Genomic DNA, 26515 nt, shown 5'->3' with positions numbered 1-26515 from the left:
GGAGCCCCAGATTACGCCGCCGGGGCCGCCGGATCGCGGTAAGCGCCTAGCGGGCCGGAACGCCGACGGTGATATCGGCCGGGGGTAGCCACAGCGTGGCGATGGTGCCGCCGCCCACCGCGGGCTCGATGGCGGCATTGCCGCCGTGCGCCTGCGCCACCCACGCGACCAGCGCCAAACCGATGCCGTTGCGGCCGGTGCGGCCCGCCGACCCGCGATTGAAAGGGCTGGCGGACATGATCGGATCGACGCCGGGGCCGTGATCGCGCACGCTCACCCGGCCCTCGGCGATATGGATCTCGACCGGGGCGGAGCGATTGACCGCGCCGTGGGTGAGGCCGTTCTCCAGCATGTTCCGGATGGCCAGGCTCAGCAGTTGCGGGTCGCCGACGACCACCGACGGATGGGCGGTGACCAGGATGCGGTCGTCGGCGGCCTCCTCGGCGACGGCTTCGGCGAGTTGGTCCAGGCGGAGCATGGTGCGCTCGGGTTCGGCTATGCCGGTTTGCATTCGGGCGCGCGCGAGCAGACCGGTGACCAGGCGGGCCATCCGATCGGCGAGTTTGCGGGCCTCGGCCAGGGTCTGCTGCACCTCATCGGGTTTCGGGCGGGATTCGGTGAGGAGTTTCAAAGTGGTGAGGGGCGTGCGCAATTCGTGCGCGGCGTCACCGAGGAACTGTTCGTGCTCGTCCAGCATGTGCAGGGCCTGGCGCTGGCTGCGGCCCGAGAGCAGATAGGCCACCGCGGTGGCGGCCAGCACCAGCAGAGTGCCGCCGATCAGCAAGGCCCACACCAGCATCAGATGATCGTCCGGATTGTCCATGGCATCGTCCGCGGCCAGGATGACGACGATATTGTCCCAATCGGTCCAGTACACCGGGGTTCCCGAGACGGTGACCGGGCGGCCGGTGATGGCGGTCGAATTCCGCAGCAGCGATCGGTACAGCGTGCCTTCGGAATTGTCCTCGACCTGCGTTGCCAGCGTGGACAGTTCGCTGTCGGCGGGCATCAGTGAGCGCTGATAGGTGTGTGTCTGTTTCCAGGGCTGGCCCGGCTCGCGGACCAGGACCACGACCCCGGTGCCACCCTGTGCGAGTTCGTCGTCGATCACCGTGGACAGATCGAGGGTGTTCTTCTCATCGTGCTGGATGGCGCGCGCCAGACCGCCCGCCACCTTCTCCACCTGCCGATCGGCTTCGATGGCGCGCGCGTGCGAATCGATGGTCGCGGCAACATATCCGAGCACCAGCACGGTGGCGGCGGTGATGATGGTGACCAGTCCGGTCATCAGCCGGCGCGCGCGACGCAGCCGCGCCACGGCGGGGGAGCGGTGCGAACTCACGCCACCCCGCCCATGAGAAAGCCTGTCCCGCGCACGGTTTCGATCACGCACGGCTCACCGAGCTTGCGGCGCAACTTCGCGACCACCGCGTCCACCACATTCGATGCGGGCTCGGCCATTTCGTCCCAGCAGCATTCGATCAGATCGGTGCGGGTCACCACGCTGCCGAGCCGGGTCGCCATGAGTTCGAGCACGGCGAATTCCTTGGGCGTGAGCGCGAGCATGATGCCCGCGCGGGTGACCCGGCGGCGCATGAGGTCGATATCGATGTCCGCCACCGCGATTCGCGCGGCGGTGGGCTGATCGCGGCGGCGGCACAGCGCGCGCACCCGCATCACCAGTTCGGGCAGCGCGAAGGGTTTGGTCAGATAGTCGTCCGCGCCCTGTTCGAACCCGGCCAGCCGGTCGTCGAGCCCGTCGCGTCCGGTGAGCATGAGCGCGGGCATGGTGTGCCCGGCATGGCGCGCCCCGGCGACCAGGTCCAGGCCGTCGCCGTCGGGCAGTCCGCGATCCACCACCAGGCAGTCGTACCGGTTGATGGTTATCTTGAAATCGGCGTCGGCGATATCGAAGGCGTGGTCCACCGCGAACCCCGCCGACCGCAACCCATCGGTCACCTCACGACCGAGTTGCTGGTCGTCCTCCAATACCAAAACGCGCACAGGGCCAGACATTAAGCCATTTCGGACACCCACCCAACGCGTCCGGTGCGGTGATGACCGCGAAATGATCGGAAAATTATGTGCCGTTCATTCGTCGTCATCGAGCCTCTCACGGAACCGGCGGTGCGGTCGAGGATGTGATCCGCGACTCCCGCCGCGCCGGAGGCCGCTACACCGTGCGGCGGGTCGTCGGCGCGGGCTGTATCCTGCACAGGGATGCTTATCTGCCGGATGCGGGAAATTCCCCGGTCGGGCAGGCATGACCCGCGATCGGCGGGTGACTTTATCGGTGCACGACGGCTTCGAGGAGGTGGGTCGCATGCGTAGCGAGCCCCCTAGTCGAAGGCCGCGCGGCGCCGCCCCCTCGTACTGCCGGTAGTTCTCCGCTGTGACGGGTCGGTGCCCCGCGGTGTGACCACATGTGTCCATCCGTTCACCCTTGACTCGCCTTCCGGCTGAGGTTCCGCCATGACGCAGACCGATCTGCCCGTCGTCTCGACGCTGCCCCCTGTTCTCCCGACGCTGCCCGACAACAGCCCCGTCGCCGTGGAAACGCTACGCGCACAGGGTGTTTCGCTCCGCGATATCGTCGACTGCCACCATGTGGCGGCGACCATGGAATGGCTGGACAACCATCCGCCGCACGTCATCGCCGATGAACTCGCGCGCATGGACGCCGTCTCGGCGGTGATGGCCTTCCGGCTGCTGGACAAGGATCGCGCCCTCGATGTGTTCGAGGAGCTGGAACCGGTCGATCAGCAGCAGATCCTGCACGGGCTGCGCGATCAGAGCTTCCGCGATCTGGTCGAGGAAATGGATCCCGACGATCGCGCCCGCATGTTGCGCGAGGCCCCGGCCAAGGTCGCCAAAAAGGTACTGGCGGGCCTGAGTTCGGACGAGCGCCGCATGACCGCCACCCTGCTGGGCTATCCCGAGGGTTCGGTCGGGCTGTACATGACGCCGGAAGTCGTTGCGCTGCCGCGCAATCTGCCGGTGTCGGCCGCATTGCAGACCGTGCGCGCCAAGGGCGCGAACGCCGAAACCGTCTACACCCTGCCCGTGGTGGACGCGGGCCGCCGCCTCATCGGCATCGTGGAACTGCGCGAGCTGGTGCTCTCCTCACCCGATGCCATGATCGCGGATCTCGTTGTCTCCGAACCGGTGTACGCGCGCGCCACCGATTCGGCGGAGAAGGCGGCCCGGCTCATGCAGGGCGCCAACCTGATCAACCTGCCGGTGGTCGACAGTGAGGACCGGCTGGTGGGCCTGCTCACCATCGACGACGCCATCGAGGTCATCGAGGCCGCCGATTCCGAGGATGTGGCGCGGCAGGCGGGCACCACGCCGTGGGCCGGTCACTATATGGCGGCGGGCGTGTTCCAGCTCGCGCGCTACCGGGCGCTGTGGCTGATGCTGCTGCTGGTCGCGGCGACCCTCACGGTCACGGTGACCGATTTCTTCGAGGGCACCCTGGAACAGGCCGCGCATCTGGCGCTGTTCATTCCGCTGCTCATCGGCGCGGGCGGCAATGCGGGGGCACAGGCCGCCACCACCTGCGTGCGCGCGCTCGCGGTCGGCGAGGTGCGGGTATCGGACCTGTTCAAGGTGATCTGGCGCGAATGCCGGGTGGGCCTGCTGCTGGGTTGCATGCTGGCCGTGGTCGGCATGCTCATCGCCGGCATGTTCGTGGGCGCGAAAATCGGTGTGGTGGTGGGTATCACGCTCATCGTCATCTGCGGCTGGGCGGCGACCATCGGCGGCACCATGCCGTTGCTCGCCAAAAAACTGCGGATCGATCCGGCGGTGATCTCCGCGCCCATGGTGACTACGCTGGTCGACGCTACGGGCCTGGTCATCTATTTCATGACGGCGAAACTGGTGCTCGGCATCTGATCAGCAAACCACTTGAAGACACAAGGTGTTGTGTTGCGCTTCGATGTCAGCCACCAGTAGTAGTGTTCAGGGCAAGGACGTCTGCAACGGGCCGGTGGGCTGGAGAGGGTGAGTGAACGGGCGTGAAACTGATCAGTCGAGTATCGGCGATCAACTGGAACCGCGTGATCGATGACAAGGACGCGGAGGTCTGGGATCGGCTCACCGGAAACTTCTGGCTGCCGGAGAAAGTACCGGTCTCCAATGACATTCCGTCGTGGGCCACGCTGACCCCCAGCGAAAAGCAGCTCACCATGCGGGTCTTCACCGGCCTCACGCTGCTGGACACCATCCAGGGCACCGTCGGCGCGGTCAGCCTGATCCCGGATGCGCTGACCCCGCACGAAGAAGCCGTGATGACGAATATCGCCTTCATGGAGTCGGTGCACGCCAAGAGCTACAGCCAGATCTTCTCCACGCTGTGCTCCAGCCGTGAGATCGACGAGGCCTTCCGCTGGTCCGAGGAGAATCGGAACCTGCAGCGCAAGGCCGAGATCGTGCTCGAGTACTACAACGGCGAGGATCCGCTCAAGCGCAAGGTGGCCTCCACCCTGCTGGAATCCTTCCTGTTCTACTCCGGCTTCTACCTGCCCATGCACTGGTCCTCGCGGGCCAAGCTCACCAACACCGCCGATATGATCCGCCTGATCATTCGCGATGAGGCCGTGCACGGCTACTACATCGGCTACAAGTTCCAGAAGGGTCTGGAACTGGTCTCGCAGGCCGAGCGCGACGAGCTCAAGGCGTACACCTTCGAGCTGCTGTTCGAGCTGTACGAGAACGAGGTCGAGTACACCCAGGATCTGTACGACGAGGTCGGGCTCACCGAGGACGTCAAGAAGTTCCTGCGCTACAACGCCAACAAGGCGCTGATGAACCTCGGCTACGAGGGCCTGTTCCCCAAGGACGAGTGCGACGTCAATCCGGCCATCCTGTCGGCGCTTTCGCCCAACGCCGACGAGAACCACGACTTCTTCTCCGGCTCGGGCTCGAGCTACGTCATCGGCAAGGCGGTCAACACCGAAGACGAGGACTGGGAGTTCTGAGCTCCTGAGGACGGCTCCTGAAAAGCGAAGCCCGGCAATCCGATCAGCGGATGCCGGGCTTTCGTCTGTGTGACGAAGACGAAATTCAGTCGCTCACATAGGCGTTGAGCATCTTCAGATCCTCCAGGATGGCGCGGGCGGCGGTAATGCCCGAACCGTGCCAAATGCTGTCCTCGACAACGAATTCCCGGCGGTCCGAGACCGCGCTCAGGGATTTCCAGTCGTCGCCGTGCATGATCGATTCGGCGTTCTTCTGGCCGTCCTTGCCGTCGAACATCAGGAAGATGATGTCGCCCTCGACCTTGTTGCGATCGGTCTCGCTGCCCAGGCTCGCCACGTCATAGGAGTTACCGCGCTGAGACTGCGGGCGCTGCACCCCGGCATCGCCCAGCACCAGCCCGGCGAAGCTGTTGCCGCCCTGCACCTGGATGACCTTGGGATCGAAGCGCAGCACCGAGGCCTGGGTCAGGCTGGCGGACTGCGCGTTTCCGGCATCGCGCGCGGCGGTGCGGTAGTCGTCCAGGGCCTTGGTGGCGGCGGTCTTGCGATCCAGCGCCGCGCCGTAGGTGCTGAACTCGGCCTGCCAGCCGTTCTCCGAACCCGCGAGCACGGTGGGGGCGATGGCCTTCAACGCGTCGTACTGCGCGCCGTCCGCGCCCGAGCCGAGGATCAGATCCGGTTTCAGCTCCGCCACTTTCGCCGGATCCGGGGCGGTGACGGTGCCGACCGCGGGGATCAGCAGTACACCCGTGCCCAGGTAGGAGGGTTGCGGGCTGGGGCCGGAAGTCGTTGCGGCCCCGACCACTCGCTCCCACAGCCCCAGGGCGCACACCGCGTCCAGGGCGGCGGTGGACAGCACCACAACGCGTTTGGCGTCGGCGGGCACCTCGGTGGTTCCGGCGGCATGGTTGACCGAGACGGTCCCCGACGTCGCGTCGGCGGAACTCGGCAGCGCGCAGGCGGCCCGGGTATCGCGCTCCAGACCCACCACGCCGGCCCCGGCGATATTGGTGGTCGTGCGCACGATCGAGCTCATGGCATCGTCCGTACCCTTGCCACACCCCGCGAGTAGACCCGCCGGTAGCACCGCCGCGGCGGCCAGAACAGCGCCCCAGGTGCGCAAACGGCGCACGGGGGCATTGGTGGAGGCGAACGTGATTCGGGTGGAAGCGGACTCGCGCACCGGCATGGCTGGCAGCGTACATCCGGCGACCCCGACACCCAATTACGACACAGAGTAGGACCAGCCCGCGACCGCTGTGGGAGCACGGTTTACGATCCTTGAAGCGCTAGGCCCCCCGTCGTTCGTCATGCAGCGAACTGGACGCCGGAAGACCCGCGTACGAACGACCAGTAGGCACCTGTTCAGGAGGATTTGTGACTGCCGTAGAGCCACAGCCAGTCCGTCAAGTGGAGGCGGCTCGGCCCTACCCACAGCGGGTGGGTCCCAAGGGTTCGTTTATCTACAAGATGGTCACCACGACGGACCCGAAGGTCCTGGGCGTCATGTACCTCGTGACCGCCATGTCCTTCTTCCTCGTCGGCGGACTCATGGCGCTGCTGATGCGCGCCGAGCTGGCTCGCCCGGGCATGCAGTTCCTGTCGCCCGAGCAGTTCAATCAGCTGTTCACCATGCACGGCACGATCATGCTGCTGTTCTACGCGACCGCGATCGTGTTCGGCTTCGCCAACATCATCCTGCCGCTGCAGATCGGCGCGCCCGATGTGGCGTTCCCGCGCCTGAACGCGTTCAGCTACTGGCTGTACCTGTTCGGCGGCACCATGGCCACCGCTGGTTTCATCACCCCCGGTGGTGCGGCCGACTTCGGCTGGACCGCGTACACCCCGCTGTCCGACATCGTGCACTCCCCGGGCGTCGGCGCCGACCTGTGGATCCTGGGCCTGGCGGTCTCGGGTCTGGGCACCATCCTCGGTGGCGTCAACATGCTCACCACCGTGGTCTGCCTGCGCTGCCCCGGTATGACCATGTTCCGGATGCCGATCTTCACCTGGAATATCGCCGTCACCAGTGTGCTTGTGCTGCTTGCCTTCCCGCTGCTGACCGCGGCGCTGTTCGGCCTGGCGTACGACCGTCACCTGGGTGGTCATATCTATGACCCGGCCAATGGCGGTGCGCTGCTCTATCAGCATCTGTTCTGGTACTTCGGTCACCCCGAGGTGTACATCATCGCGCTGCCGTTCTTCGGCATCGTGTCGGAGATCTTCCCGGTCTTCAGCCGTAAGCCGATCTTCGGTTACACCACCCTGGTTTACGCGACGCTCGGTATCGCCGCGCTGTCCATCGCGGTGTGGGCGCACCACATGTACGCCACCGGCGCGGTGCTGCTGCCGTACTTCTCCTTCATGACCTTCTTGATCGCCGTTCCGACCGGTGTGAAGTTCTTCAACTGGATCGGCACCATGTGGCGAGGTCAGTTGACCTTCGAAACGCCCATGCTCTGGTCCATCGGCTTCCTGGTGACGTTCCTCTTCGGTGGTCTGTCGGGTGTCATCCTGGCCGCCCCGCCGATCGACTTCCACGTCTCGGACACGTATTTCGTTGTGGCGCACTTCCATTACGTGCTGTTCGGCACCATCGTGTTCGCGACTTTCGCGGGTATCTACTTCTGGTTCCCGAAGATGACCGGCCGCATGATGGACGAGCGCCTGGGCAAGTGGCACTTCTGGGCCACCTTCGTCGGCTTCCACACCACGTTCCTGGTCCAGCACTGGCTGGGTAACGAAGGTATGCCGCGCCGCTACGCCGACTACCTGCCGACCGACGGCTTCACGACCCTGAACACCATCTCCACCATCGGTGCCTTCATCCTGGGTTCGTCGATGCTGCCGTTCATCTGGAACGTCTTCAAGTCCTACCGCTACGGCGAGGTCGTCACGGTCGACGATCCGTGGGGCTACGGCAACTCCCTGGAGTGGGCGACCTCCTGCCCGCCGCCGCGGCACAACTTCTACGAGCTGCCGCGCATCCGCTCCGAGCGCCCCGCGTTCGAGCTGCACTACCCGCACATGGTCGAGCGCATGCGCGCCGAGGCCCACGTGGGCTGGGGCACCAAGCCCCACACCGTGCACGAGCTCACGGACAGCGCGTCCAAGTAGCTCGCACAGCGCATACCACCGCGGCGGTCGTCATCTGACGGCCGCCGCGGCTGTTTTCCGGGTTTACTGGGAACGAAGCCCCGTCGTCATCCCGGCGCGTTTTGGCCGGGATCCACCGATATCGGTTGTAGCGCTGAGGATGTGGATCCCGGCCAAAAGCATGCCGGGATGACGAAGCCACGAAGGAGGAGTCGTTATGCCCGAGGCTGTACTTTCCACCGCCTGGTCGCGGGCGATCGGGCTGCGGTTACCCGTGGTGAACGCACCTATGGGAGGCGTCGCGGGCGGGCGATTCGCCGCGGCGGTCACCCGCGCGGGCGGGCTCGGCATGATCGGTATGGGCGGTGCGGGATCGCCCGCCGCGCTCGCGGCCGAGCTGGCGCATCTCGACGGGCTGCCGGGGTCCTTCGGAATCGGCTTGGTGGACTGGGTGATTCGCAAGGAGTCAGGGTTGCTCCCCGCCGCCATCGCCGCGGGTCCCGCCCTGATCTCGGTGAGTTTCGGTACCGATCTGTCCTGGGTGGGGCAGCTGCACGAGGCCGGAATCCTCGCGGCCACACAGGTTTTCAGCCTCGAGGACGCGCACCGGGCCGCCGACGCCGGGGTCGACGTGCTGGTCGCGCGCGGTTTGGAGGGCGGCGGCCACGGTGCGGTGGAAGTGGCGACGCTGCCGTTGTTGGAGTCGATCGTCAGGCAGGTCCCCGTGCCCGTGCTCGCAGCGGGCGGTATCGCCACCCCGCGCGATCTCGCGGTCGCCCTGGCCGCCGGGGCGAGCGGGGCGTGGCTGGGCACCTGCCTGGCCGCCTGCACCGAATCACTGCTCGCCGAGCCCGAACGTCAGGCCATGGTGGCGGCGCGGGGCGGGGACGCGGTCGTCACCCGGCTCTTCGACGTGGCAAAGGGATTGCCGTGGCCCGCACACTTTCCCGCGCGCCTGTTGCGCAACGCCTTCACCGACCGCTGGTCCGAGCGCACCGACGAGCTGCCCGACCAGGCCCGCGCCGAATTGCGCGCCGGGCTCGAAACCGGTGACCACGACATCGTTCCGGTGTACGCGGGCACCGGCGTCGGCGCGATCACCGAGGTGCGCCCGGTGGCGCAGGTCCTGGACGAGCTCTGCTCCGGTGCCGCGAAGCTGCTGTGACATCCGCGGCCGTCCGGCCGATATGCTCGCCGACCCGGCCGCCGGGTCGCTCATGCCGCTGTGATCTCCGTGACGGTGGGTGGCGCGAGCGCGGGACGACTTACCTGACAGAATGGACGCGCCTCGCCGCATGTCACGCGGGGGGAGTCGCGAGAACGGGAGTTTCGATTGAGCACGACGTCTGACACGACGGTTCTGGTCACGGTCACCGGACCCGACAAGCCGGGCGTGACGTCGGTACTCCTCGCGGCGCTGTCCAATAACGCGGTCAGCCTGCTGGATGTGGAGCAGGTCGTGATTCGGGGGCGGCTGACGCTGGGTGTGCTGGTGTCCTGTCCGTGCGATCCCGAGGGTTTGCAGGATCAGCTCGAGGACGCGATGGCCAGTGTCGGCATGAATGTCGATGTGGAGATCGGTGCGGACACCGTCGCGGGAGCGCGACTGTCCACCCACGCCGTGGTCGTCCTCGGCAGCCCGGTCACCGCGCGGGCGTTCAGCGCGATCTCGCGCAAGCTCGCCGAACAGGGCGCGAATATCGACTCCATTCGCGGTATCGCCGACTATCCGGTGACGGGCCTCGAGCTCATGATCACCGTGCCGTCCTCGGCGGAGGCCGAGACCACGCTGCGCACCATGCTGGCCGTGGTGGCCGCCAAGGAGAGCGTGGATATCGCGGTCGAGCGCGCGGGCCTGGCGCGCCGGTCCAAGCGGCTCATCGTGTTCGACGTGGACTCGACGCTGATCCAGGGCGAGGTCATCGAAATGCTGGCCGCGCACGCCGGTGTCGAGGACGAGGTCCGGGCCGTCACCGAGGCCGCCATGCGCGGTGAGATCGATTTCGCGGAATCGCTGCGCCAGCGCGTGGCCACCCTCGCGGGGCTGGACGCGTCGGTCATCGACGAGGTCGCCGATCAGATCGAGCTGACCCCGGGCGCGCGCACCACCATTCGCACGTTGCGCCGCATCGGTTTCCGCTGCGGTGTGGTGTCCGGCGGTTTCCGTCAGGTCATCGAACCGCTGGCGCATGAGCTGGAATTGGATTTCGTCCAGGCCAACACCCTGGAGATCGTGGACGGCAAGCTCACCGGCCGCGTGGTCGGCGAGATCGTGGACCGGGCCGCGAAGGCGGTCATGCTGCGCCGTTTCGCCGCCGAATCGGGCGTGGCCATGGAGCAGACCGTCGCGGTCGGCGACGGCGCGAACGATATCGACATGCTCAATGCCGCCGGGCTCGGCATCGCCTTCAATGCCAAGCCCGCGCTGCGCGAGGTCGCCGATACCGCGCTCTCACATCCGTTCCTGGACGCGGTGCTGTTCATTCTCGGCGTCACCCGTGCCGAACTCGAGGCGGCCGACGCGCAGGACGGCGGTATCCGCCGGGTACCGCTGCCGCGCTAGAGACCAAAACGTGTTGGGCCGCCTGCACGATCGGCGGCCCTCCCGTCGGTAGCGTGATCGCAATGCTTCGATCACGACGATGGGAGGCTGTCCGTGCGGGTGCGCGTATCACTGGCGGTAGTACTGCTCGGGCTGGCCTTGGCGGGCTGTGGCGGTAACGACAATCCGAACGAAGTACGGCCCACCACAACCAGTTCCGTCGCACAGCCCGCCCCCGGTCCGGTCACCGCGGGCAAGGAGCAGGACGGCAAGGAGATACCGCTGGCGCTGGGCCAGGGCCTGACCGTGCGCCTGGCGGGCAACCCCACCACCGGATTCCTGTGGCAGCTGACCGAATTGGAGCAGAACATCGTCAGGCAGGACGGTGGCATGGAGTACGAACAGGATCCGAGCCCCAACGGCATGGTCGGGGTGGGCGGCACCTCGATCTTCAAGTTCACGGCGCAGGCTCCGGGCGCGACCCAGCTGGTGCTCGAATATCGGCGGCCGTGGGAGCAGGGCATCGATCCCGCCGAACGCTTCACCCTGAATCTGAAGGTCACGTAATCGGGGCTGGGCCGGGGCTTTTCGAAATGTGATTACCCTGGCTCAGAGTTGTCGTGTGATGAGGAGTGTGATGCCGGTGTCCAGTGTCGAATCCACCATCGACGCCGGGTTCGTGGCCCGGCACGCCGAACTGGCGCGGGGCTACGGCGGTGGCGGCGATCCCGAGGACCCGGCGCTGGTACAGGCCATGCAGATGGTGCTGCACATTCCCAAGATCGATCCGCCGCGTCGCAGCGCACTGCTCGCGGCGGCCGCCACCGCGGTGGTGACGCTGTGCCTGGACGAGCGCGTCGGCACGGATGGTGAATGGGAGGAGCGCTACCTCACCTGGAAGCGCTCCCGAATTCGCAAGGTGGCCAGGCGCGCTCGCGGCGCGCAATGGCTGGCCGCGCAGGACGTGCCCGGGGTGACGATCGAATTCGCAGGCGCGCAGGCGCGGGCGCTGGTGCCCGGCGCGGTCGGAGAAATCGACCCGAGGATCAAACGCCTTCAGATCGGCGGCACCGAATTAGAAGTGGATGAACCGATCTCGATCGATCCCGGGTATCCCACGCTATGGGTCGACGCGAAATTGGGTATGACAGTGGGTAAGGCCGCCGCGCAGGTAGGGCACGCGAGCATGCTGTTGGCCGGGTTCATGCCGGTGGGGCAGGCGCACGCCTGGGCCGAACGCGGTTTCCGCTGCACCGTGGCCGACGCCGATCCCGAGCATTGGGCACAGCTGCGGCGGGCAGTGGCCGAGGGTACCGCCACCGCGGTGCGCGACGCCGGATTCACCGAGGTGGCCCCCGGCTCGCTCACCGTGATCGCGGTGCCGCCGAACTGAATAAGGCGAATGCCCGAAAGTGTCCACGCCGCGAACCATCCGGTCCGCACACTGGCCTATGTGCGCTGAGGGTATCGACTTCACCGAGCTGCAGGAGAAGGATCGGTGCACGAGTTTCCGCAGGAGGAAACACGATATGACGACACTGCTGATTGTTCTCATCGTCTGGGTGGTGCTCTCCATCCCGGTGGCACTGCTGCTGGCCCGCATGTTCCGCGGCACCGGCGAGGATGCGCGCGGGCGCGGCCAGACCCATAACCGGCACCGCCAGGGTCATGCGCGCAGCCCTGAGGAACCGGAGCTATCCCGCGGATCCGGTTCCGGATACGGTGCGGGAGAAGGTGACACGCATCGAGTTTTCCCACCACGTTGACGAGCGTCCAGGGCGGTGGGCCAAGATGGACCCCGTGCCGCAACCGGATCCCGATCTGCTCATCGACTTCAACGATGTCACCGTCCGACGTTCGGGCCATACGCTCGTCGGACCGGTCACCTGGCAGGTGGAACTCGACGAACGCTGGGTAGTGCTGGGCCCCAACGGCGCCGGCAAGACATCACTGCTGCGGATGGCCGCCGCCGAGATGTTCCCGACGTCGGGCGCCGCCAATCTGCTGGGGGAGACCCTCGGCAAAGTGGATATGAACGAGCTACGGCCGCGCATCGGCCTGTCCTCGGCCGCGATCGCCGGGCGGATCCCGGTCGATGAGAAGGTGTCCGATCTGGTGGTGTCCGCCGGATACGCGGTACTGGGGCGCTGGCGCGAGCGCTATGACGAGATCGATACCGATCGCGCCGTGGATATTCTGGAAAGCCTGGGTGCGGAACATCTTTCCGATCGCGCCTACGGGACCCTGTCCGAGGGTGAGCGCAAGCGGGTGCTGATCGCCCGCGCGCTCATGACCGATCCGGAACTGCTGCTGCTCGATGAGCCCGCCGCCGGGCTGGATCTGGGCGGGCGGGAGGAATTGGTGGAGCGGCTCGGCGATCTGGCGGCCGATCCGGACGCGCCCGCGACCGTGCTGGTCACCCATCACGTGGAGGAGATTCCGCCCGGGTTCACGCACGGCCTGCTGCTCAACGAGGGCAGTGTGGTGGCGCAGGGGCTGCTCACCGATGTGCTCACCGCCGAGAATCTGAGCGAGGCGTTCCGGCAGTCGATCGCGCTGGACAAGATCGACGGCCGGTATTTCGCGCGCCGCGCCCAGCGTTTCGGGCGGCACCGCAACCGCTGAATCCCGGTTCCGCCGGGCCGTTTTCGCGCGGCGGCCGCACTGCTCGTGTGTGTTCGGCGCGCTGCCATTGCATCGAGTGCCGACAGCGGGCAAACTGTCGGCAATATCTCCAGTTTCAGCGTTGAACTGGTCTGTCGATGCAATCGCCGACATAGCGCCACATCGTGGCGAATATTCGGCGCGGGCGGAGGGAGCAGGGGTGGGTCGCACACTCGGGATCGTGGCGCTCATGGCGGTAGCGCTGGCCGCGGCGGCCTGCGCCGCCGATCCCGCACCACCGCACAAACTTTCACCCTCGGAATCGGCGGAAGGACTCGCGCCCGCCGCGATTCCCGCCGAATTGGTCGGCAAGACCGTACAACTCACCTACGACAGCGGGTCCGGCGGCACCGCGACCTTCGGCGGCGACGGGCGCACGCTCACCTATGTCGCCGCGGACACCGGGCGCAAAACCACCTCGCCGGTGGCGGTGGCGGCGGTGGAACCCGGTGTCTTCCTGGTCACCTGGACCGATGACGCCAGCGCCGCGGTGATCAGTCAGGTGCAGGATTTCCACACCGGCAAGGTGAGCGGCACCTGGTCCCGTCCCAATGGTTCGGCCGCACCGTTCAGCATCGAGACCCGCAGCGGATCGGTGCATCTGATCGACTGAGTCATTCCCGATCGCGGTCATTCCCGATCGCGGCGGCACAGCGCCCTGATGACCGTGCGCGCGGCATTGGACGGGGTGCGCTGGGCATCGTGCGCGACCGCCAGATGCCAGGGAATGGGTGTGCCCGCGCGTTCGGACCAGACGATCGAATCGGTGGTCTCGGCGGTTGAGCGCGGTATCAGCAGCACGCCGAAATCCTTGGCCGCCAATTCCATCGCGAATATCTGATCGGCCACTTCGATCACGCTGTCGCGTTCGGGGAACAATGCGTCGGCCACACCGCGAATACCCCAGCCGGGCGCGAAATCGATGAATCGGATACCCGCCAGATCCGCCGCGTCGAAGGGCCGACCGGCCAGCGGATGACCGGGCGCGGTGCCCAGCACGATGGTCTCCGAGCTGATCGGATACATGGTCAGCCCGTCGATCTCCTCGGTCATTCCGGCGACCAGCGCGATCTCCAGACTGCCGTCGCGCAATCCGGCGATATTGCCGCGCACGCCCGAAATGTTCTGCCGCATTTGCAAAGTCACCTCGGGATAGCGCACGCGCAGTTCCGAGATGATGTTCGCGTAATCGAGGGTGTGGATATTCATGAAATTGCCGATCACCACCTCGCCGCGCACCTGCCCCCGGGCCCGATCGATGCCGTCGGCGATATCGTGCCTGGCCCGCAACATGATTCGGGCCGGAGCCACCGCCTCGCGCCCGGCCTCGGTGAGGCGCAGTCCGTGCGGGGTGCGATCGAACAGCCGCGCCCCGAGTTCGCGTTCCAGTTTGGCGACGCTGGTCGACACCGCCGACTGCACCAGATTCAGCGTGCGCGCGGCCGCGGTGAACGACCCTTCCTGCTCGCAGGCCAGGAAACATTCGATCTGCCGGATCTCCACCGCGTCAGTATATCTATTCCGTAGATGGCTCCATCAAAACTCATCGCTTCCATTGATGCGCCTCAGGTCGGACCATGGATATCGTGACCATTTCGCCCGCTCGTCCTGACGCCCCGGACGCCGTGTCCTCGCCGCTGACCCGCCTGACCGTGCTGGTGTTCGCGGTCACCGCGGGTTCGTCCGCCGCCTGCCTCTACTACCTGCAACCGCTGCTGCATCAGGTCGCGAGCGATCTGCGCGTCTCGTCGGTGGCCGCGGCGCTGCTGGTCAGCGCGGCTCAGGTGGGCTACCTCAGCGGTGTCGCGCTGCTGGTGCCGCTCGGGGATTTCCTGGAGCGGCGGCGCATGGTGCCGGGGCTGCTCGCGGTTTCGGTGCTGGCACTGGGTCTTTCCGCCGCCGCGCCGAATCTCCCGCTATTGCTGCTGGGCGTGTTCGCCACCGGCGTGACCGCGTCGGCGGCGCAGGTGGTGGTGCCGTGGTCCTCGGCGCTGGCCGATCCGCACAAGCGCGGCGAGATCGTCGGCACCGTGATGAGCGGGCTGCTGCTGGGAATCCTGTTGTCCCGGGTCATCTCCGGGGCCATCGCCGAATTCGCGGGCTGGCGCGGGGTGCTGCTGGTGGCCGCCGGAATCCAGCTGATCATGTCGATCAGCGTGTACCTGCTGGTGCCCGCGACCGGACGGGCGGCGACCGAGGAGAGTTATCCGGAGGTGCTGGCCTCGGTGCTCGGCTTGATTCGCGAACACGCGGTGCTGCGCCAGCGCATGGCGCTGGGATTCCTTGCCATGGCTTGCTTTTCGGGCATGTGGACCGGATTGGCGTTCCTGCTCGCGGGTTCCGGATCCAGTTCCTACCACTATTCGGAGTTCGTCATCGGCCTGTTCGGGCTGGCCGGGGTGGCCGGTGCGCTGGGCGCGCCGATCGTGGGGCGACTGGCCGATCAGGGCCGGTTGCGCATGGTGACCACGCTGGTGTGGGTGACCGTGCTGGTCGGCTGGGGACTGCTGGCCTGGGGCGGGATCAATGTGTGGGTGCTGATCATCGCGCTGCTGGTGTTCGACTTCGGCGTGCAGGGCATCCAATTGTCCAATCAGAGCGCCATTTACGCGCTCGATCCGGCCGCGCGCAGTCGGCTCACGACCGCGTACATGGTCACCTACTTCCTGGGCGGCGTGGCCGGTTCGGTGACGGCGGGTTCCGCGTACCAGGCCGGGGGATGGGGTCTGATCTGCGGTATCGGCATCGGCGCGACGGTGCTGGCGCTGGCGCTGTGGGGGATGTTCGCCAGGCGACCTAGCAACCGTTAGGGTGCGAAAGGTGAGTGAGACTGTTCCCGCCGTCGCGCCCGTCAAGGACGCCTCCACGGTGATGCTGGTGCGCGATGGCGCGCGCGGGCCCGAGGTTTTCCTGCAGCGGCGCGTCGTCGGTATGGCCTTCGCCGCCGGTATGACGGTGTTCCCGGGCGGCGGCGTGGACCGCTCCGACGCCGCGGTCACGCTGGATTGGGCCGGGCCGGACGCGAATTGGTGGGCCGAGCGGTTCGGCACCGATGCCGGGCGCGCACAGACCCTGGTGTGCGCGGCGGTGCGCGAGACCTTCGAGGAATGCGGGGTGCTGCTCGCGGGGCCGACCGCCGATACGGTCGTCTCCGACACCTCGATCTATGCCGAGGCGCGCGGGCAGCTGGAGCGCCGCGAACTCTCCTTCGCCGAATTCCTCACCCGCGAGAACCTGGTGTTGCGCGCGGATCTGCTGCGGCCCTGGGACAACTGGATCACCCCCGTGGTGGAACCGCGCCGCTATGACACCCGCTTCTTCGTCGCGGTGCTGCCCGCGGGACAGCTCGCCGACGGTGCGACCACCGAGGCCGATGTGGTCACCTGGTGTACCCCCGACGAGGCCATCGATCGCTGGAAGCAGGGTCTGGACGTGCTGCTGCCGCCGACCTGGACCCAGCTGGTCGCGCTGCGTGAATTCGATTCCACCGCCGCCATTCTGGAAGCCGTTCGGACCATCGATCCGATCATGCCGATCTATGACCCCGAGGCGAAGCTCGCCTTGGCGTTCCCGCACGCGGATCGCTACTTCGCCGATCTCCCGGAGAACGCCCGCCTGCGGGGTTCGCAGCGCCCGGAGTGAGTGCGCGTCCGGTTTCGCCCGTGGCGCGCGCGGCGACCGGTGTCGGACCGGGCCGTTGGACGGAAGTAGGGTGACCGCTGTGGCCGAATTCGTGACCGTTGACCGTGGTGTGGCGCAGGGCATTGCCGTGCTTCGCATCGCGCGCCCGCCGATGAATCTGATCGATCTGCAGGTGGCCCTCGAGGTCGCGGCCGCCGCCGATGCGATCGCGGCGGACGCGAGCATTGCTGCGGTCGTGGTGTACGGCGATGAGCGGGTGTTCTCCGCGGGTGATGAGATGGCCGAACTGGCCGGGTTCACCCCCGAACAGGCCGAGGCCGTTGTCAAGGATTTCCAGGCGGCGCTGAGCTGCCTGGCCCGGTTGCCGCAGCCGACGGTCGCGGCCATCAGCGGTTACGCGCTCGGCGCGGGTCTGGAACTGGCCCTGGGCGCGGATCGCCGCATCATCGGCGACAACGTGAAACTGGGCCTGCCGCAGATCAAGGCGGGGCTGATCCCGGTCGCGGGCATTCGTCGCCTGAGCCTGCTCATCGGGCCGTCGCGGGCCAAGGATCTGGTTTACAGCGGCCGGTTCGTCGATGCGAAGGAAGCCGCGCAGATCGGCCTGGTCGACGAGGTCGTCGCACCCGATGACGTCTTCGAGTCCGCGCTGCGCTGGGCGCGGCAATTCACCGGTGGTCCGGCCCTCGCACTGGCCGCGGCCAAGCGCGTCTTCGAGGCGGGTACGCACGGGCATGATCGCGCGCGCACCGAGTGGACCGCGCTGTTCGGCACCGAAGATCAGCAGGTTGGAACGCGTTCTTATTTGGCCGATGGTCCAGGTGCGGCCTCGTTCACAGGCCGTTAGCCGGGCCGATAACCGGCCCCACCGGGGTATTCATTAGGCTGCCCTGTTATGACCGTTCGTCCTGAAGACCCCGCGCCGAACCCGCACGCCACCGAGGCGGAGGTCCAGGCCGCGTATTCCGACAACAAGCTCGCGCAGGTGCTCTACCACGATTGGGAAGCAGAGACCTACGACGACAAATGGTCCATCTCCTATGACGAGCGCTGTATCGAATACGCGCGCGGCCGCTTCGACGCCGTCGTGCCGGATGCCCCGCTGCCGTACGAGCGGGCTCTCGAACTCGGTTGCGGCACCGGCTTCTTCCTTTTGAACCTGATGCAGGGCGGTGTCGCCAAGCGCGGTTCGGTCACCGACCTGTCCCCGGGCATGGTCAAGGTCGCCACCCGCAACGGCCAGAACCTGGGCCTGGACGTGGACGGCCGGGTCGCCGACGCCGAAACCATCCCGTATGAGGACGACACCTTCGATCTGGTGTGTGGACACGCTGTGCTGCACCACATTCCGGATGTGGAGCTGGCGCTCAAGGAGTGCCTGCGCGTGCTCAAGCCGGGCGGGCGTTTCGTCTTCGCCGGTGAGCCGACCACCATCGGCAATATCTACGCGCGCCGCCTGGGCCAGGCCACCTGGAAGGTGACCACCGAGATCACCAAGCTGCCGTTCCTCAAGGACTGGCGTCGCCCGCAGGAGGAGCTCGACGAGTCCTCGCGCGCGGCCGCCCTCGAGGCCGTCGTCGATCTGCACACCTTCGATCCGTCGGATCTCGAGGCCATGGCGCGCAGCGCCGGCGCCGTCGAGGTGCAGGCCAAGACCGAAGAGTTCGCCGCCGCCCTGTGGGGCTGGCCGGTGCGCACCTTCGAGGCGGCCGTGCCCGCCGAGAAGCTCACCATCGGCTACCGCATGGCGCAGTACCGCGCGTGGCTGGGCTTCAGCTGGCTGGACGAGAAGGTCATGCGCCACATCGTGCCGCGCCAGTTCTTCTACAACGCCATGATCACCGGCGTGAAGCCCGGCGTCTCGGCCAAGTAGGACCGAAACCCGGTGGGCTACGCCTTCTCTCGTGATGACGTCGCCCACCTGGGCAGCGCGGCCGGTGCGGCCGCGCTGGCCGAGGTCGGCGCGCTCGCGCTGACCCCGGCCTCGCTGCTGCGCGATCTGGAGCGGATCCGCCGCGCGCACGGCGACCGCGCGGCCGCCCTGGTGGAAACCGTCCGCCTGCGCCGCCGCGCCACCGCCAAACTCTCCGGTGCGGGGGAATGGCTGTTCACCGATGACGCTCTCCAGCAGGCCACGCCTACGGCCGTGGCCCGGCATCGTGCCGAACGCCTGAAGGGCCGCAGCGTCCACGACGTAACCTGTTCCATCGGAGCCGAACTCGCCGAATTGGCGCGGGTCTGCCCGGCGGTCATCGGCAGCGATCTGGATGACATTCGGCTCGCGATAGCGGCCCACAATCTGCGCGTCCCCCCGGTGGGTGCGCACGCCATCGCTGCGGCGGACTCCGCACCGGCGGGAAATGTATTGCTGGCCAAGGCCGATGCGCTGCGGCCGTGCAGTACCGCCGAGGTGGTGATCGCCGATCCGGCCCGCCGCGCGGATGGCCGCCGCACCCATGACCCCGCGAAATTGCAACCGCCGCTGCCGGATCTGCTGGCGGCGTACGCGGGCCGGGATCTGGCCGTGAAATGCGCTCCCGGACTGGATTTCGACACCCTCGGCTGGGCGGGGGAGATCGAGGTCGCCTCGCTGGACGGTGCGGTGCGCGAAGCCTGCCTGTGGTCACCGGGTTTGGCGGAGGCGGGGGTAACCCGCCGCGCCACAGTGCTTTCCAGCTCGCGCCCGCCGGAGATCCTGACCGATGCCGAACCGGACGATATCCCCGAGCGCGAGCCCGGCGAATGGATCATCGATCCGGACGGTGCGGTGATCCGCGCGGGACTGGTGCGGCACTACGCCGCCAAACACGGTCTGTGGCAACTCGATCCGCGCATCGCCTATCTCACCGGTGACACCGTTCCCGAGGGTATGCGCGGCTTCCGCATTCTCGACCGGATGGATTTCCGCGAGAAGCCGTTGCGTGCCGAACTGCACCGCCGTGATTGCGGTCCGCTGGAGATCCTCACCCGCGGTGTCGATCTCGATCCCGATGCCCTTCGCGCCAAGCTCAAACCCCGTGGGAAACAACCGCACTCACTGGTTATTACCCGGATAGGCAAGACCGCCACCGTCTTTCTCTGCGACACTCCGTAGCCGGTACAGCAGATAGATCACACCGGCGCAGCCCGTCGCGATGCCCAGGGCGGCATAGGCGGGCACCGGATCGTGCGGGGCCGGGGCGACCCGATACCAGCCGGGGGAGTAGCTGACCCGGCCGAACAGGCGACCGCGCAGCGCCACCGCGGCGGACGGCACGAACAGCGCCCCGATGGCCACCACCATGCTGGTCGCCAGGGCCGGTAGCGCGGCCGCCACGCTGTAGCCGCCGACCAGGCCGATGCACACCACCCCGATCACCGCGCTCACCTGTCCGGGCGTGGTGACCAGCGCGAGAATCATGGCGACCAGTGCCATCGCGAACGACAGCGAGATCGCCACCGGCGGCAGCGGCCAGCGCCGCGCCGCGACCAGCCCCAGCCCCACCGACACCACGACCAGTGCGTCGGCCCACCACGGGCGCGGGACGGTCACCGTCGCACTGGCCGCGGCGGCGAACGCCACCAGCAGCAGCACCGGCATGCCATCGCGCCCGGGCAGCATGAACGCCGAAATGGTGCTGCCCGCGATGACCACGAGCACCGCCACCACCACGACCGCCGGATGCGCACCGCTGTGCGAGAGCCATTTCGAGGTCATCGCCACGCTGAAGATGACCACCGCGCCGGACACCACGGTCGCGAGCGACACCCGCTCATCGGGCGGGGCCACCGGAAACCCGATCGCGCGGATCAACAGGCCGAGCCCGATCAGCACCAGCGCCAGCACGATCAGCCAGATGGGCGGTGCGTCACCGAGTACGCGCTCGATCGGATTGAGGGTGCCGTCGGCGGCGGGCCGCTGCACGATATTGCCGAGCGCGGCCGAACTGACCACGCCGAAAAGGTATACGCTCGTCGCCTTCCGGCTCGTCCACACCACCGGCGCCAGGCTGCCGACGATCACGCCCGCCCACAGCGAGTCGATGAAATTGAACGTGGTCAGCGAATCGATATCGACCCAGGGCAATCCGGCGTGATTGGCCAGAATCCCCAGCAGCCCCAGCGTGGTGGCGAACCAGGCCGCGCGAGCGCTGCCGATGCCGACCACCAGCGCCGCCGCGAGCACCGCCACCATGGCGCCGGATTCCATCGCCCGCGGCACGCTGCGAATCATGAGATCGACCTTGTACGGCGGCAAGCCATACCACCCGTAACTGACCGGCATCATGATCGCCAGCCCCGCGGTCGCCGTCGCCGTGTACACCGCCCCGATGCGCACCAGCATGTTCCACCGAATCTCGATGCCCCACAGCGTGCTCCGGCGATTCATGCGCACCCCCTCGAGCCGCGACCCATCAGCTGATCCTCGCGCCGAGCATCAGGAAGGCCGAGGAGGTGCCGGTGACCGCGCAAGTCATAGCGATCACCCTCCCAGTCAGCACGGTGATCATCCAGGAGCGACGCGCAGCGACTTTATAGCTAATTGCTATTGCGGATCGGTTCTCCGGTGTGCGCGGGCCGCGGGCCGGGTCAGATGCCGTCGATGGCCGCGACGGTGAAGGGGGCGGGGGTGCCCGCGCCCATGGGGCCGCCTCGGTCGAATTGCGAGATGACCACCAGGGCTCGGTCTCCGGTGTGGGCGATGGTGGTCGGAACGGCAAGGGCGGCATCGGTTATGTGCTGCTGTTGGGTGGCGGTCATGCCGTTATCGCTGATCTGCCAACGGCTTACGGTGTTGTCCTTGTTCTGCACGACCCAGAGGGTGTCGTCGCGCATTTCCAGGCCGTCGCCGTTGATCATGGTGCCGCCGTGCCGGGTCACCTTGCCGACGGTGCGGTCGGTGTCGAGGGTGATGCGGTAGAGGGTGCCGGTGCTCATGTCGACCGTCAGCAGGTAGCGGCCCGCGGGGTCGGAGACGATGCCGTTCAGGAGGATGGGCGATTGTGCCGCTGGATCTTTCGCGGATCCCAGGTCGCTGAAGGTGCGCAGTTCACCCTTGCCGCCGTGCGCCATGGCGTCGGTGAGTTCGGCGGCGGTGACGCGGTAGACGATCGGGGCGACGCTGTCGGTGAGGTAGACGCTGCCGTCGGGGGTGATGGTGAGATCGTTCACGAAGGGCTGGCCCGCGGGGAGTTCGAAGCTCGCCAGGCGGGCGCGAGTTCCGGTGTCGTACACCGTGACTCCGCGGGTGTGGTCGATGACCCAGAGGCGTCCGGCGGTGTCCACTCGCAGGCCGTTGGCGGTCCGGCGGCCGTCCGCACCCGCGGGCAGGAAGATCTCGGCCTTCGAATTGCCCTCGGCCGCACGGTAGATCGCGCCATTGGTGAACGATCCGACGTACACATCGCCATTGCGCGAGTCCACCGCGATGCCTTCGGGGTACGCCTGCGCATCGGGCAGTTCGTACGCGGTGCTGATGCGCGGTGCGGCGGTGGGCGCTGCCGCTTCCTGCCCGTTGGCGCAGGCGGCCAGCGCCAGCAGGAGCGCGGTGGCGGGCACGGCGATGCGGAGTCGGGTCACGCGGGACATGGTTCGGCCTTCCGATACGGATCGATAGAGATAACACCGTAGTGCGGACACGAACATAGATTAGAGTTCTAATGATCGTCAAGGTTCGAACAACCGATAGGGTCGACTACCATGCGTGAGGTGACGTCGATGCCTATCTCCGAGCGCCTGGGCTCGTACATCAAACGCGCCGAACAGGCCCTGCAGGGCGCGAAACTGCCCGCGCTCAAACCGGCGGGCGTCACCGTCCCGCAGTACGCGGCCCTGTTCGTATTGAGCGAGAGCCCCGGCATCTCCGCCGCCGCCCTGGCCCGCCAATGCGGCGTCACCCCACCGACGATGAACACCGTCCTGGCCAATCTCCAGGACCGCGGCTTCATCGAGCGCACCCCGCACGAGTGGCATCGGAACGTGCTCGAGACGCGCCTCACCGACGCGGGCGCGAAGGTGCTGCGCGATGCGGACAAGCGCGCGGTGCGGGTGGAGCGCGCGCTCGCCGACGAATTCACCCCCGCCGAACGGGAGACGCTGTCCGCATTGCTCGAGCGCGCGGCCGTCCGGCTGGACTCGATTCGTCCGGAATAGCCGAGTTACTGCTTACCGGGCTTGAAGACGAACAGTTCGCCGATGCGGGTCGCCACCACGATCTCGCCGTTCGCGCCGATGGTGGTGCCCACCGTGGTGCCCTCCGCGCCGGGCAGTTCGTGCGAGTCGACCGTTGCGCCGGAGTGGGTGTCGAAGGTGACCAGGGTGAGGTTGTCGCCGATCGGGGCGACGGTGTAGCCGGTGCCGCCCGCGGTTTGCACGGGACGGCCGCGCAGGGCGAGATCCTTGCGCTCCCAGACGATTTCGGGGGCATCGCCCTTATCGCGCAGCGCCATCAGGTGACCGTCGTCCCCGGCGGGGATGAGCAGGCCGTCCGCGACCGAGACCGAACCGCGAATCGGGAAGCCCAGATCCTGAACCCATTTGGTCTTGCCGTTGGACGCGTCCACGGCCATCAGGTGATTGTCGTTGTCACCGACATAGAGGGTGGAACCGTCGGCGGACAGTGTCGGGCTGGTGCCGCTGCCGCCCGCGAGCATGGTGGCGGTCCAGTCCTTGCGGATCTCCCTACCGTCATAGGTGAGCGCCACCAGATCGGCGCTGCCCTGACCCGGCCGCCACACCGTGGCGTAGAACCGGCCCGACTTCTCGTCCACCGCCGACACATTCGCGACCGGGCACTGCGGCCCACCGGTCGCGCAGTCGTCCAGGCCGGTGAAATCCGGCGGGCGCGGCAGATCCGGGAACTTCAGGAAGTCCGGATCACCGAGCAGCTGGAAGGTGGAGACCTCGCGATTGCCGGTCTGGCGGCTGAGCACATCCACCTGACCCAGCTGGGTCACCGTCAAAACCTTGCTGTCCCCGGTGAACTGCACCGAGATCGGCACGCCCGCCTGCTGCGTGCGCCAGCGCGGCTGACCCAGCGCGTTCAGCGAGGTCACCCCGCCGTCATCGCCGACATAGATATTGGTGGTGCCGTCCACGGCCATACCGCCCGCAATGGCACTGATACCCATGGGATTACAGAACCGCTTGCGCCCGGTCGGCATGAGGAACGAGAAGATCTGGCAGGACTGCGTGCGCGTGGTGACCACGATCTGGCCGTCCGGCCCGACCAGTGCGGGCGCGGCCAGCGGCCCGCCCACCGGGCGCGACCAGCTCAGGGTGAGCGCGCGTGATCCGGTGACCGGACTGGTCGCGCTGTTGCGGGCATCGTGGAAGGCCAGCGGCCAGCCCTTACCGGAACCGACCTTGATGTCGTCGACAGTGGTACTGCCGCAGGCACTCAGCGCCAGCACCCCGACGGCCGCCAGTGCGAGCGCCCGCGTACCGGAGCGTAGCCAGGCCGGCGCGAGGCGATCCGATGTGCGCGAGCCCTGTTCGTCACGTCCGGTCTGCCGCCTGCCGCTTCGCACCTGCTGGTGTCCCTTCTGCCAGTACGGAGTCACTGAAATGCCGTGGGGGCTGATACAGCGGAATGCTCGGGCTGACGCAGCCGCAGCACAGCCTACTTCGCCGCCGTACGGCAATCCCGATACCCCGGGCGGAGCGCCCCGCGCTCGCCACGGCGGGTCGTGCGCGGACACGCCAATGGGCCGCGCGGGTCGCACTATCGCGGTGGCGTGGGAGCGATTTGGTGCGCGTACACCGCGAGCCGCACCCGGTTGTCCCGGCCGGTCTTCTCCATCAGATTGGCGATATGGGTTTTCACCGTGGTGACGCCCAGGTGCAGGCGGTCCGCGATCTCCTGATTCCCGAAGCCCGCGCCCACCAGCGCCAGCACCTCCCGCTCGCGCGGCGTCAGATCGGTTGGCGCGGTGCCGGACTCGGCGGGTTCACGGGCGGCGACCACGCGATCCACCAGGCGGCGCAGCAGCGGCGGGGAGAACAGCATGTCGCCCTCGGCGGTGCGGCGGATCGCGGCGAGCAGATCCGCGGGCTCGGTGTCCTTGACCAGATAACCCGTCGCGCCCGCCGCCAGTGCGGGGAAGAGATGGTCATCGTCATCGAAGGTGGTGAGCACCAGGATCTTCGCGCGCGCCCCGCCGCGCACGATCGATTCGGTGGCGGCGACACCGTCCAGACCGGGCATGCGCAGATCCATCAGAATCAGATCCGGTGCGAGTTCGGCCGCCAGCCGAATGGCCTCCACGCCATTGGCGGCCTCACCGACCACCTGAAGATCCTCGGTCGATTCGATCAGCATGCGCAGCCCGGCTCGCACCAGTCGCTGATCATCCACCAGCAGTACCGAGATCACGCGTCCGCTCCGTTCGTATCCGGCAGCCAGGCATGGACGATCCACTCTGTGCCGTTCTCCCCGACGGCCACCCGGCCACCGGCGAGCTCGACCCGTTCCCGCATTCCGATAATGCCGTGCGCGCCCGGCGGATTCGCGCGGGTGGCGCGTCCGGCCGCCAGGCCACTGCGCACATGCAAAGTGACGCCATGCCGATCCGAGGCGGCACTGCTCGCGCCGGTCTGATCCCGGTGTGCCTGGATGGCGTCTCCCGCCGGGACGATCATGAGTCGCACCGGGCGCGCCGGATCCGCGTACTTCATCACATTGGTGAGCGATTCCTGCACCAGGCGCAGCAGGGTGAGGCGGCCGATGGCATCCAATCCGTCCGCGCCCGTGCGGATTTCGGCGTCGACGGTGAAACCGGCGGCGCGCACCCGGTCGGCGGCCGCCTCGATCTCGGTGCGCAGGGCGGCCGAATCCACCAGCGCCACTTCACCGAGCGCCGGATCGCGCAGGGCGGTGAGCAGGCGGCGGATATCGGTGAGCGCGTCCGAGGCGGTGCCGTGCACATCGTCCAGCACCGCGTGCACGCGCGGATCGGCATCGGCGACCACGTGCCGGGCGACGCCGATGCGCAACACGATCGAGGCCATGTGATGGGCGACCAGATCGTGCAGTTCGCGGGCCAGCGCCCCGCGTTCCATGAGCCGGGTGCGCTGTTCGGCTTCGGCGCGGCGGTTTTCGGCATCGGCGGCACGCAGGCGCAGGCTCACCGCGAGTTCGCGCTGGCCGCGCAGATAGAGGCCGAGCAGCACCGCGAGTCCGACGTACGCGCCCACCTCGAGTGCGAGCGTCGCCCGGGAGGCCGCCGGATCGTGATAGCCGGTGCGGCCGATGAGCACCGCGACCGCCCAGCCCGCCGTCGCCAGCGCCACGATCGAATTGCGGTGCGAGCGCCGGATTACATCGACCAAAGCCACCGCGCCCAGGAACGGAACCAGCCCGGACAGACCCCACGCTGGAATCCGGAACATCGGAATCGCGAGCGCGGAAATGATCAGCGAAGCCGTCAGCGGCCAGCGCGCGCCGAACACGAACACCACGCTGGCGGCCATGGCGAGCAGCCAGTAAACACCTGGCACTCGGTACTGGCCGGGGAAGGTGCTGGCCGCCAACAGGAGTGGGACCAGCGGCACCGGCAGGGCGCGCGCGATGGCCGCCACGCGCTGCCGATCCGGGGTCTCGATCACGCTC

Annotated in this window: 25 protein-coding genes; 16 read left to right on the top strand and 9 right to left on the bottom strand. The window is 67.5% G+C overall.

What is annotated here, in order from left to right:
* Positions 1-46: 46 nt before the first annotated feature.
* Together ACFVUS_RS13970 and ACFVUS_RS13965 are read right to left on the bottom strand one after the other, a co-directional pair.
* Positions 47-1342 (bottom strand): sensor histidine kinase, encoded by a 1296-nt coding sequence (locus ACFVUS_RS13970; RefSeq protein WP_387764918.1) that lies wholly within the window; start codon positions 1340-1342, stop codon positions 47-49.
* The gene (locus tag ACFVUS_RS13965) at positions 1339-2004 is read right to left on the bottom strand and encodes a response regulator transcription factor (protein ID WP_387764916.1); all 666 of its coding nucleotides are present in this window, start codon (positions 2002-2004) and stop codon (positions 1339-1341) included. The genes ACFVUS_RS13970 and ACFVUS_RS13965 overlap by 4 nt, the downstream gene beginning before the upstream one ends.
* A gap of 468 nt (positions 2005-2472) precedes the next feature.
* On the opposite strand from ACFVUS_RS13965, the gene mgtE reads away from it, so the two are divergent.
* A complete protein-coding gene (gene mgtE, locus ACFVUS_RS13960) occupies positions 2473-3897 on the top strand; it encodes a magnesium transporter (protein WP_387764914.1) in 1425 nt (474 codons plus the stop codon).
* Between the two features lie 122 nt (positions 3898-4019).
* Positions 4020-4982, top strand: a complete 963-nt coding sequence (gene nrdF / locus ACFVUS_RS13955) for a class 1b ribonucleoside-diphosphate reductase subunit beta (RefSeq protein ID WP_387764912.1) — start codon at positions 4020-4022, stop codon at positions 4980-4982.
* 85 nt (positions 4983-5067) lie between these two features.
* Here the strand turns inward: nrdF and ACFVUS_RS13950 are convergent, their stop codons facing one another.
* Positions 5068-6171 carry an ABC transporter substrate-binding protein gene (locus tag ACFVUS_RS13950; protein ID WP_387764910.1) on the bottom strand — a complete coding sequence of 368 codons (1104 nt, stop codon included), beginning with the start codon at positions 6169-6171 and terminating at the stop codon, positions 5068-5070.
* Between the two features lie 188 nt (positions 6172-6359).
* Here ACFVUS_RS13950 and ctaD point away from each other — a divergent pair, with 188 nt between their 5' ends.
* From ctaD to ACFVUS_RS13910, 8 genes are all read left to right on the top strand, one after another.
* Complete coding sequence (gene ctaD / locus ACFVUS_RS13945) at positions 6360-8099, top strand: cytochrome c oxidase subunit I (protein WP_387764908.1); 1740 nt, start codon at positions 6360-6362, stop codon at positions 8097-8099.
* A gap of 196 nt (positions 8100-8295) precedes the next feature.
* Positions 8296-9243 carry an NAD(P)H-dependent flavin oxidoreductase gene (locus ACFVUS_RS13940; protein ID WP_387764906.1) on the top strand — a complete coding sequence of 316 codons (948 nt, stop codon included), beginning with the start codon at positions 8296-8298 and terminating at the stop codon, positions 9241-9243.
* A gap of 168 nt (positions 9244-9411) precedes the next feature.
* Entirely contained in the window at positions 9412-10641 is a 1230-nt protein-coding gene (serB, locus tag ACFVUS_RS13935) for a phosphoserine phosphatase SerB (RefSeq protein ID WP_387764904.1), read from the top strand.
* Positions 10642-10734: 93 nt separating this feature from the next.
* A complete protein-coding gene (locus tag ACFVUS_RS13930; RefSeq protein ID WP_387764902.1) occupies positions 10735-11187 on the top strand; it encodes a protease inhibitor I42 family protein in 453 nt (150 codons plus the stop codon).
* 70 nt (positions 11188-11257) lie between these two features.
* Complete coding sequence (locus ACFVUS_RS13925; RefSeq protein WP_387764900.1) at positions 11258-12013, top strand: aminoacyl-tRNA hydrolase; 756 nt, start codon at positions 11258-11260, stop codon at positions 12011-12013.
* A gap of 136 nt (positions 12014-12149) precedes the next feature.
* On the top strand, positions 12150-12386 hold the full coding sequence (locus ACFVUS_RS13920) for a hypothetical protein (protein ID WP_387764898.1): 237 nt from the start codon (positions 12150-12152) through the stop codon (positions 12384-12386).
* A 25-nt stretch (positions 12387-12411) separates the two neighbouring features.
* Positions 12412-13245, top strand: a complete 834-nt coding sequence (locus tag ACFVUS_RS13915) for an ABC transporter ATP-binding protein (protein WP_387764896.1) — start codon at positions 12412-12414, stop codon at positions 13243-13245.
* 199 nt (positions 13246-13444) lie between these two features.
* Positions 13445-13897, top strand: coding sequence for a MoaF N-terminal domain-containing protein (locus ACFVUS_RS13910; protein WP_387764894.1), 453 nt, complete (start codon positions 13445-13447; stop codon positions 13895-13897).
* 17 nt (positions 13898-13914) lie between these two features.
* On the opposite strand, the gene ACFVUS_RS13905 is transcribed toward ACFVUS_RS13910, so the two are convergent.
* Positions 13915-14787, bottom strand: coding sequence for a LysR family transcriptional regulator (locus ACFVUS_RS13905; RefSeq protein WP_387764892.1), 873 nt, complete (start codon positions 14785-14787; stop codon positions 13915-13917).
* Positions 14788-14870: 83 nt separating this feature from the next.
* Between ACFVUS_RS13905 and ACFVUS_RS13900 the strand changes: the two genes are divergently transcribed.
* From ACFVUS_RS13900 to ACFVUS_RS13880, 5 genes are all read left to right on the top strand, one after another.
* Positions 14871-16094: an MFS transporter gene (locus tag ACFVUS_RS13900; RefSeq protein WP_387764890.1), complete on the top strand. Its 1224-nt coding sequence runs from the start codon at positions 14871-14873 to the stop codon at positions 16092-16094.
* 61 nt (positions 16095-16155) lie between these two features.
* Positions 16156-16926: an NUDIX hydrolase gene (locus tag ACFVUS_RS13895; RefSeq protein ID WP_387765568.1), complete on the top strand. Its 771-nt coding sequence runs from the start codon at positions 16156-16158 to the stop codon at positions 16924-16926.
* A 79-nt stretch (positions 16927-17005) separates the two neighbouring features.
* The gene (locus ACFVUS_RS13890; RefSeq protein ID WP_387764888.1) at positions 17006-17773 is read left to right on the top strand and encodes an enoyl-CoA hydratase-related protein; all 768 of its coding nucleotides are present in this window, start codon (positions 17006-17008) and stop codon (positions 17771-17773) included.
* Positions 17774-17821: 48 nt separating this feature from the next.
* Positions 17822-18799 carry a class I SAM-dependent methyltransferase gene (locus ACFVUS_RS13885; protein WP_364629992.1) on the top strand — a complete coding sequence of 326 codons (978 nt, stop codon included), beginning with the start codon at positions 17822-17824 and terminating at the stop codon, positions 18797-18799.
* 12 nt (positions 18800-18811) lie between these two features.
* Entirely contained in the window at positions 18812-20020 is a 1209-nt protein-coding gene (locus ACFVUS_RS13880; RefSeq protein WP_387764886.1) for a class I SAM-dependent methyltransferase, read from the top strand.
* Here ACFVUS_RS13880 and ACFVUS_RS13875 read toward each other — a convergent pair.
* Together ACFVUS_RS13875 and ACFVUS_RS13870 are read right to left on the bottom strand one after the other, a co-directional pair.
* A complete protein-coding gene (locus ACFVUS_RS13875; protein WP_387764884.1) occupies positions 19961-21295 on the bottom strand; it encodes a hypothetical protein in 1335 nt (444 codons plus the stop codon). The genes ACFVUS_RS13880 and ACFVUS_RS13875 overlap by 60 nt on opposite strands.
* Positions 21296-21495: 200 nt before the next feature.
* Positions 21496-22494, bottom strand: a complete 999-nt coding sequence (locus ACFVUS_RS13870; RefSeq protein ID WP_387764882.1) for an SMP-30/gluconolactonase/LRE family protein — start codon at positions 22492-22494, stop codon at positions 21496-21498.
* Between the two features lie 111 nt (positions 22495-22605).
* On the opposite strand from ACFVUS_RS13870, the gene ACFVUS_RS13865 reads away from it, so the two are divergent.
* Positions 22606-23058: a MarR family winged helix-turn-helix transcriptional regulator gene (locus ACFVUS_RS13865; protein WP_387764880.1), complete on the top strand. Its 453-nt coding sequence runs from the start codon at positions 22606-22608 to the stop codon at positions 23056-23058.
* A gap of 5 nt (positions 23059-23063) precedes the next feature.
* On the opposite strand, the gene ACFVUS_RS13860 is transcribed toward ACFVUS_RS13865, so the two are convergent.
* The 3 genes from ACFVUS_RS13860 to ACFVUS_RS13850 all read right to left on the bottom strand — a co-directional run bounded on the left by ACFVUS_RS13860 (position 23064) and on the right by ACFVUS_RS13850 (position 26511).
* Complete coding sequence (locus tag ACFVUS_RS13860) at positions 23064-24434, bottom strand: PQQ-binding-like beta-propeller repeat protein (protein WP_387764878.1); 1371 nt, start codon at positions 24432-24434, stop codon at positions 23064-23066.
* Positions 24435-24628: 194 nt separating this feature from the next.
* Complete coding sequence (locus tag ACFVUS_RS13855; RefSeq protein ID WP_387764876.1) at positions 24629-25279, bottom strand: response regulator; 651 nt, start codon at positions 25277-25279, stop codon at positions 24629-24631.
* Complete coding sequence (locus ACFVUS_RS13850) at positions 25276-26511, bottom strand: sensor histidine kinase (protein WP_387764874.1); 1236 nt, start codon at positions 26509-26511, stop codon at positions 25276-25278. Before ACFVUS_RS13850 ends, ACFVUS_RS13855 begins: the two co-directional genes overlap by 4 nt.
* Positions 26512-26515 lie beyond the last annotated feature (4 nt).

It is taken from the genome of Nocardia sp. NPDC058058 (genome assembly GCF_042885355.1).
Taxonomy (GTDB): domain Bacteria; phylum Actinomycetota; class Actinomycetes; order Mycobacteriales; family Mycobacteriaceae; genus Nocardia.
The sequence above is the reverse complement of the archived record's forward strand: the minus strand, read 5'-3'. Positions and strand labels throughout refer to the sequence as shown.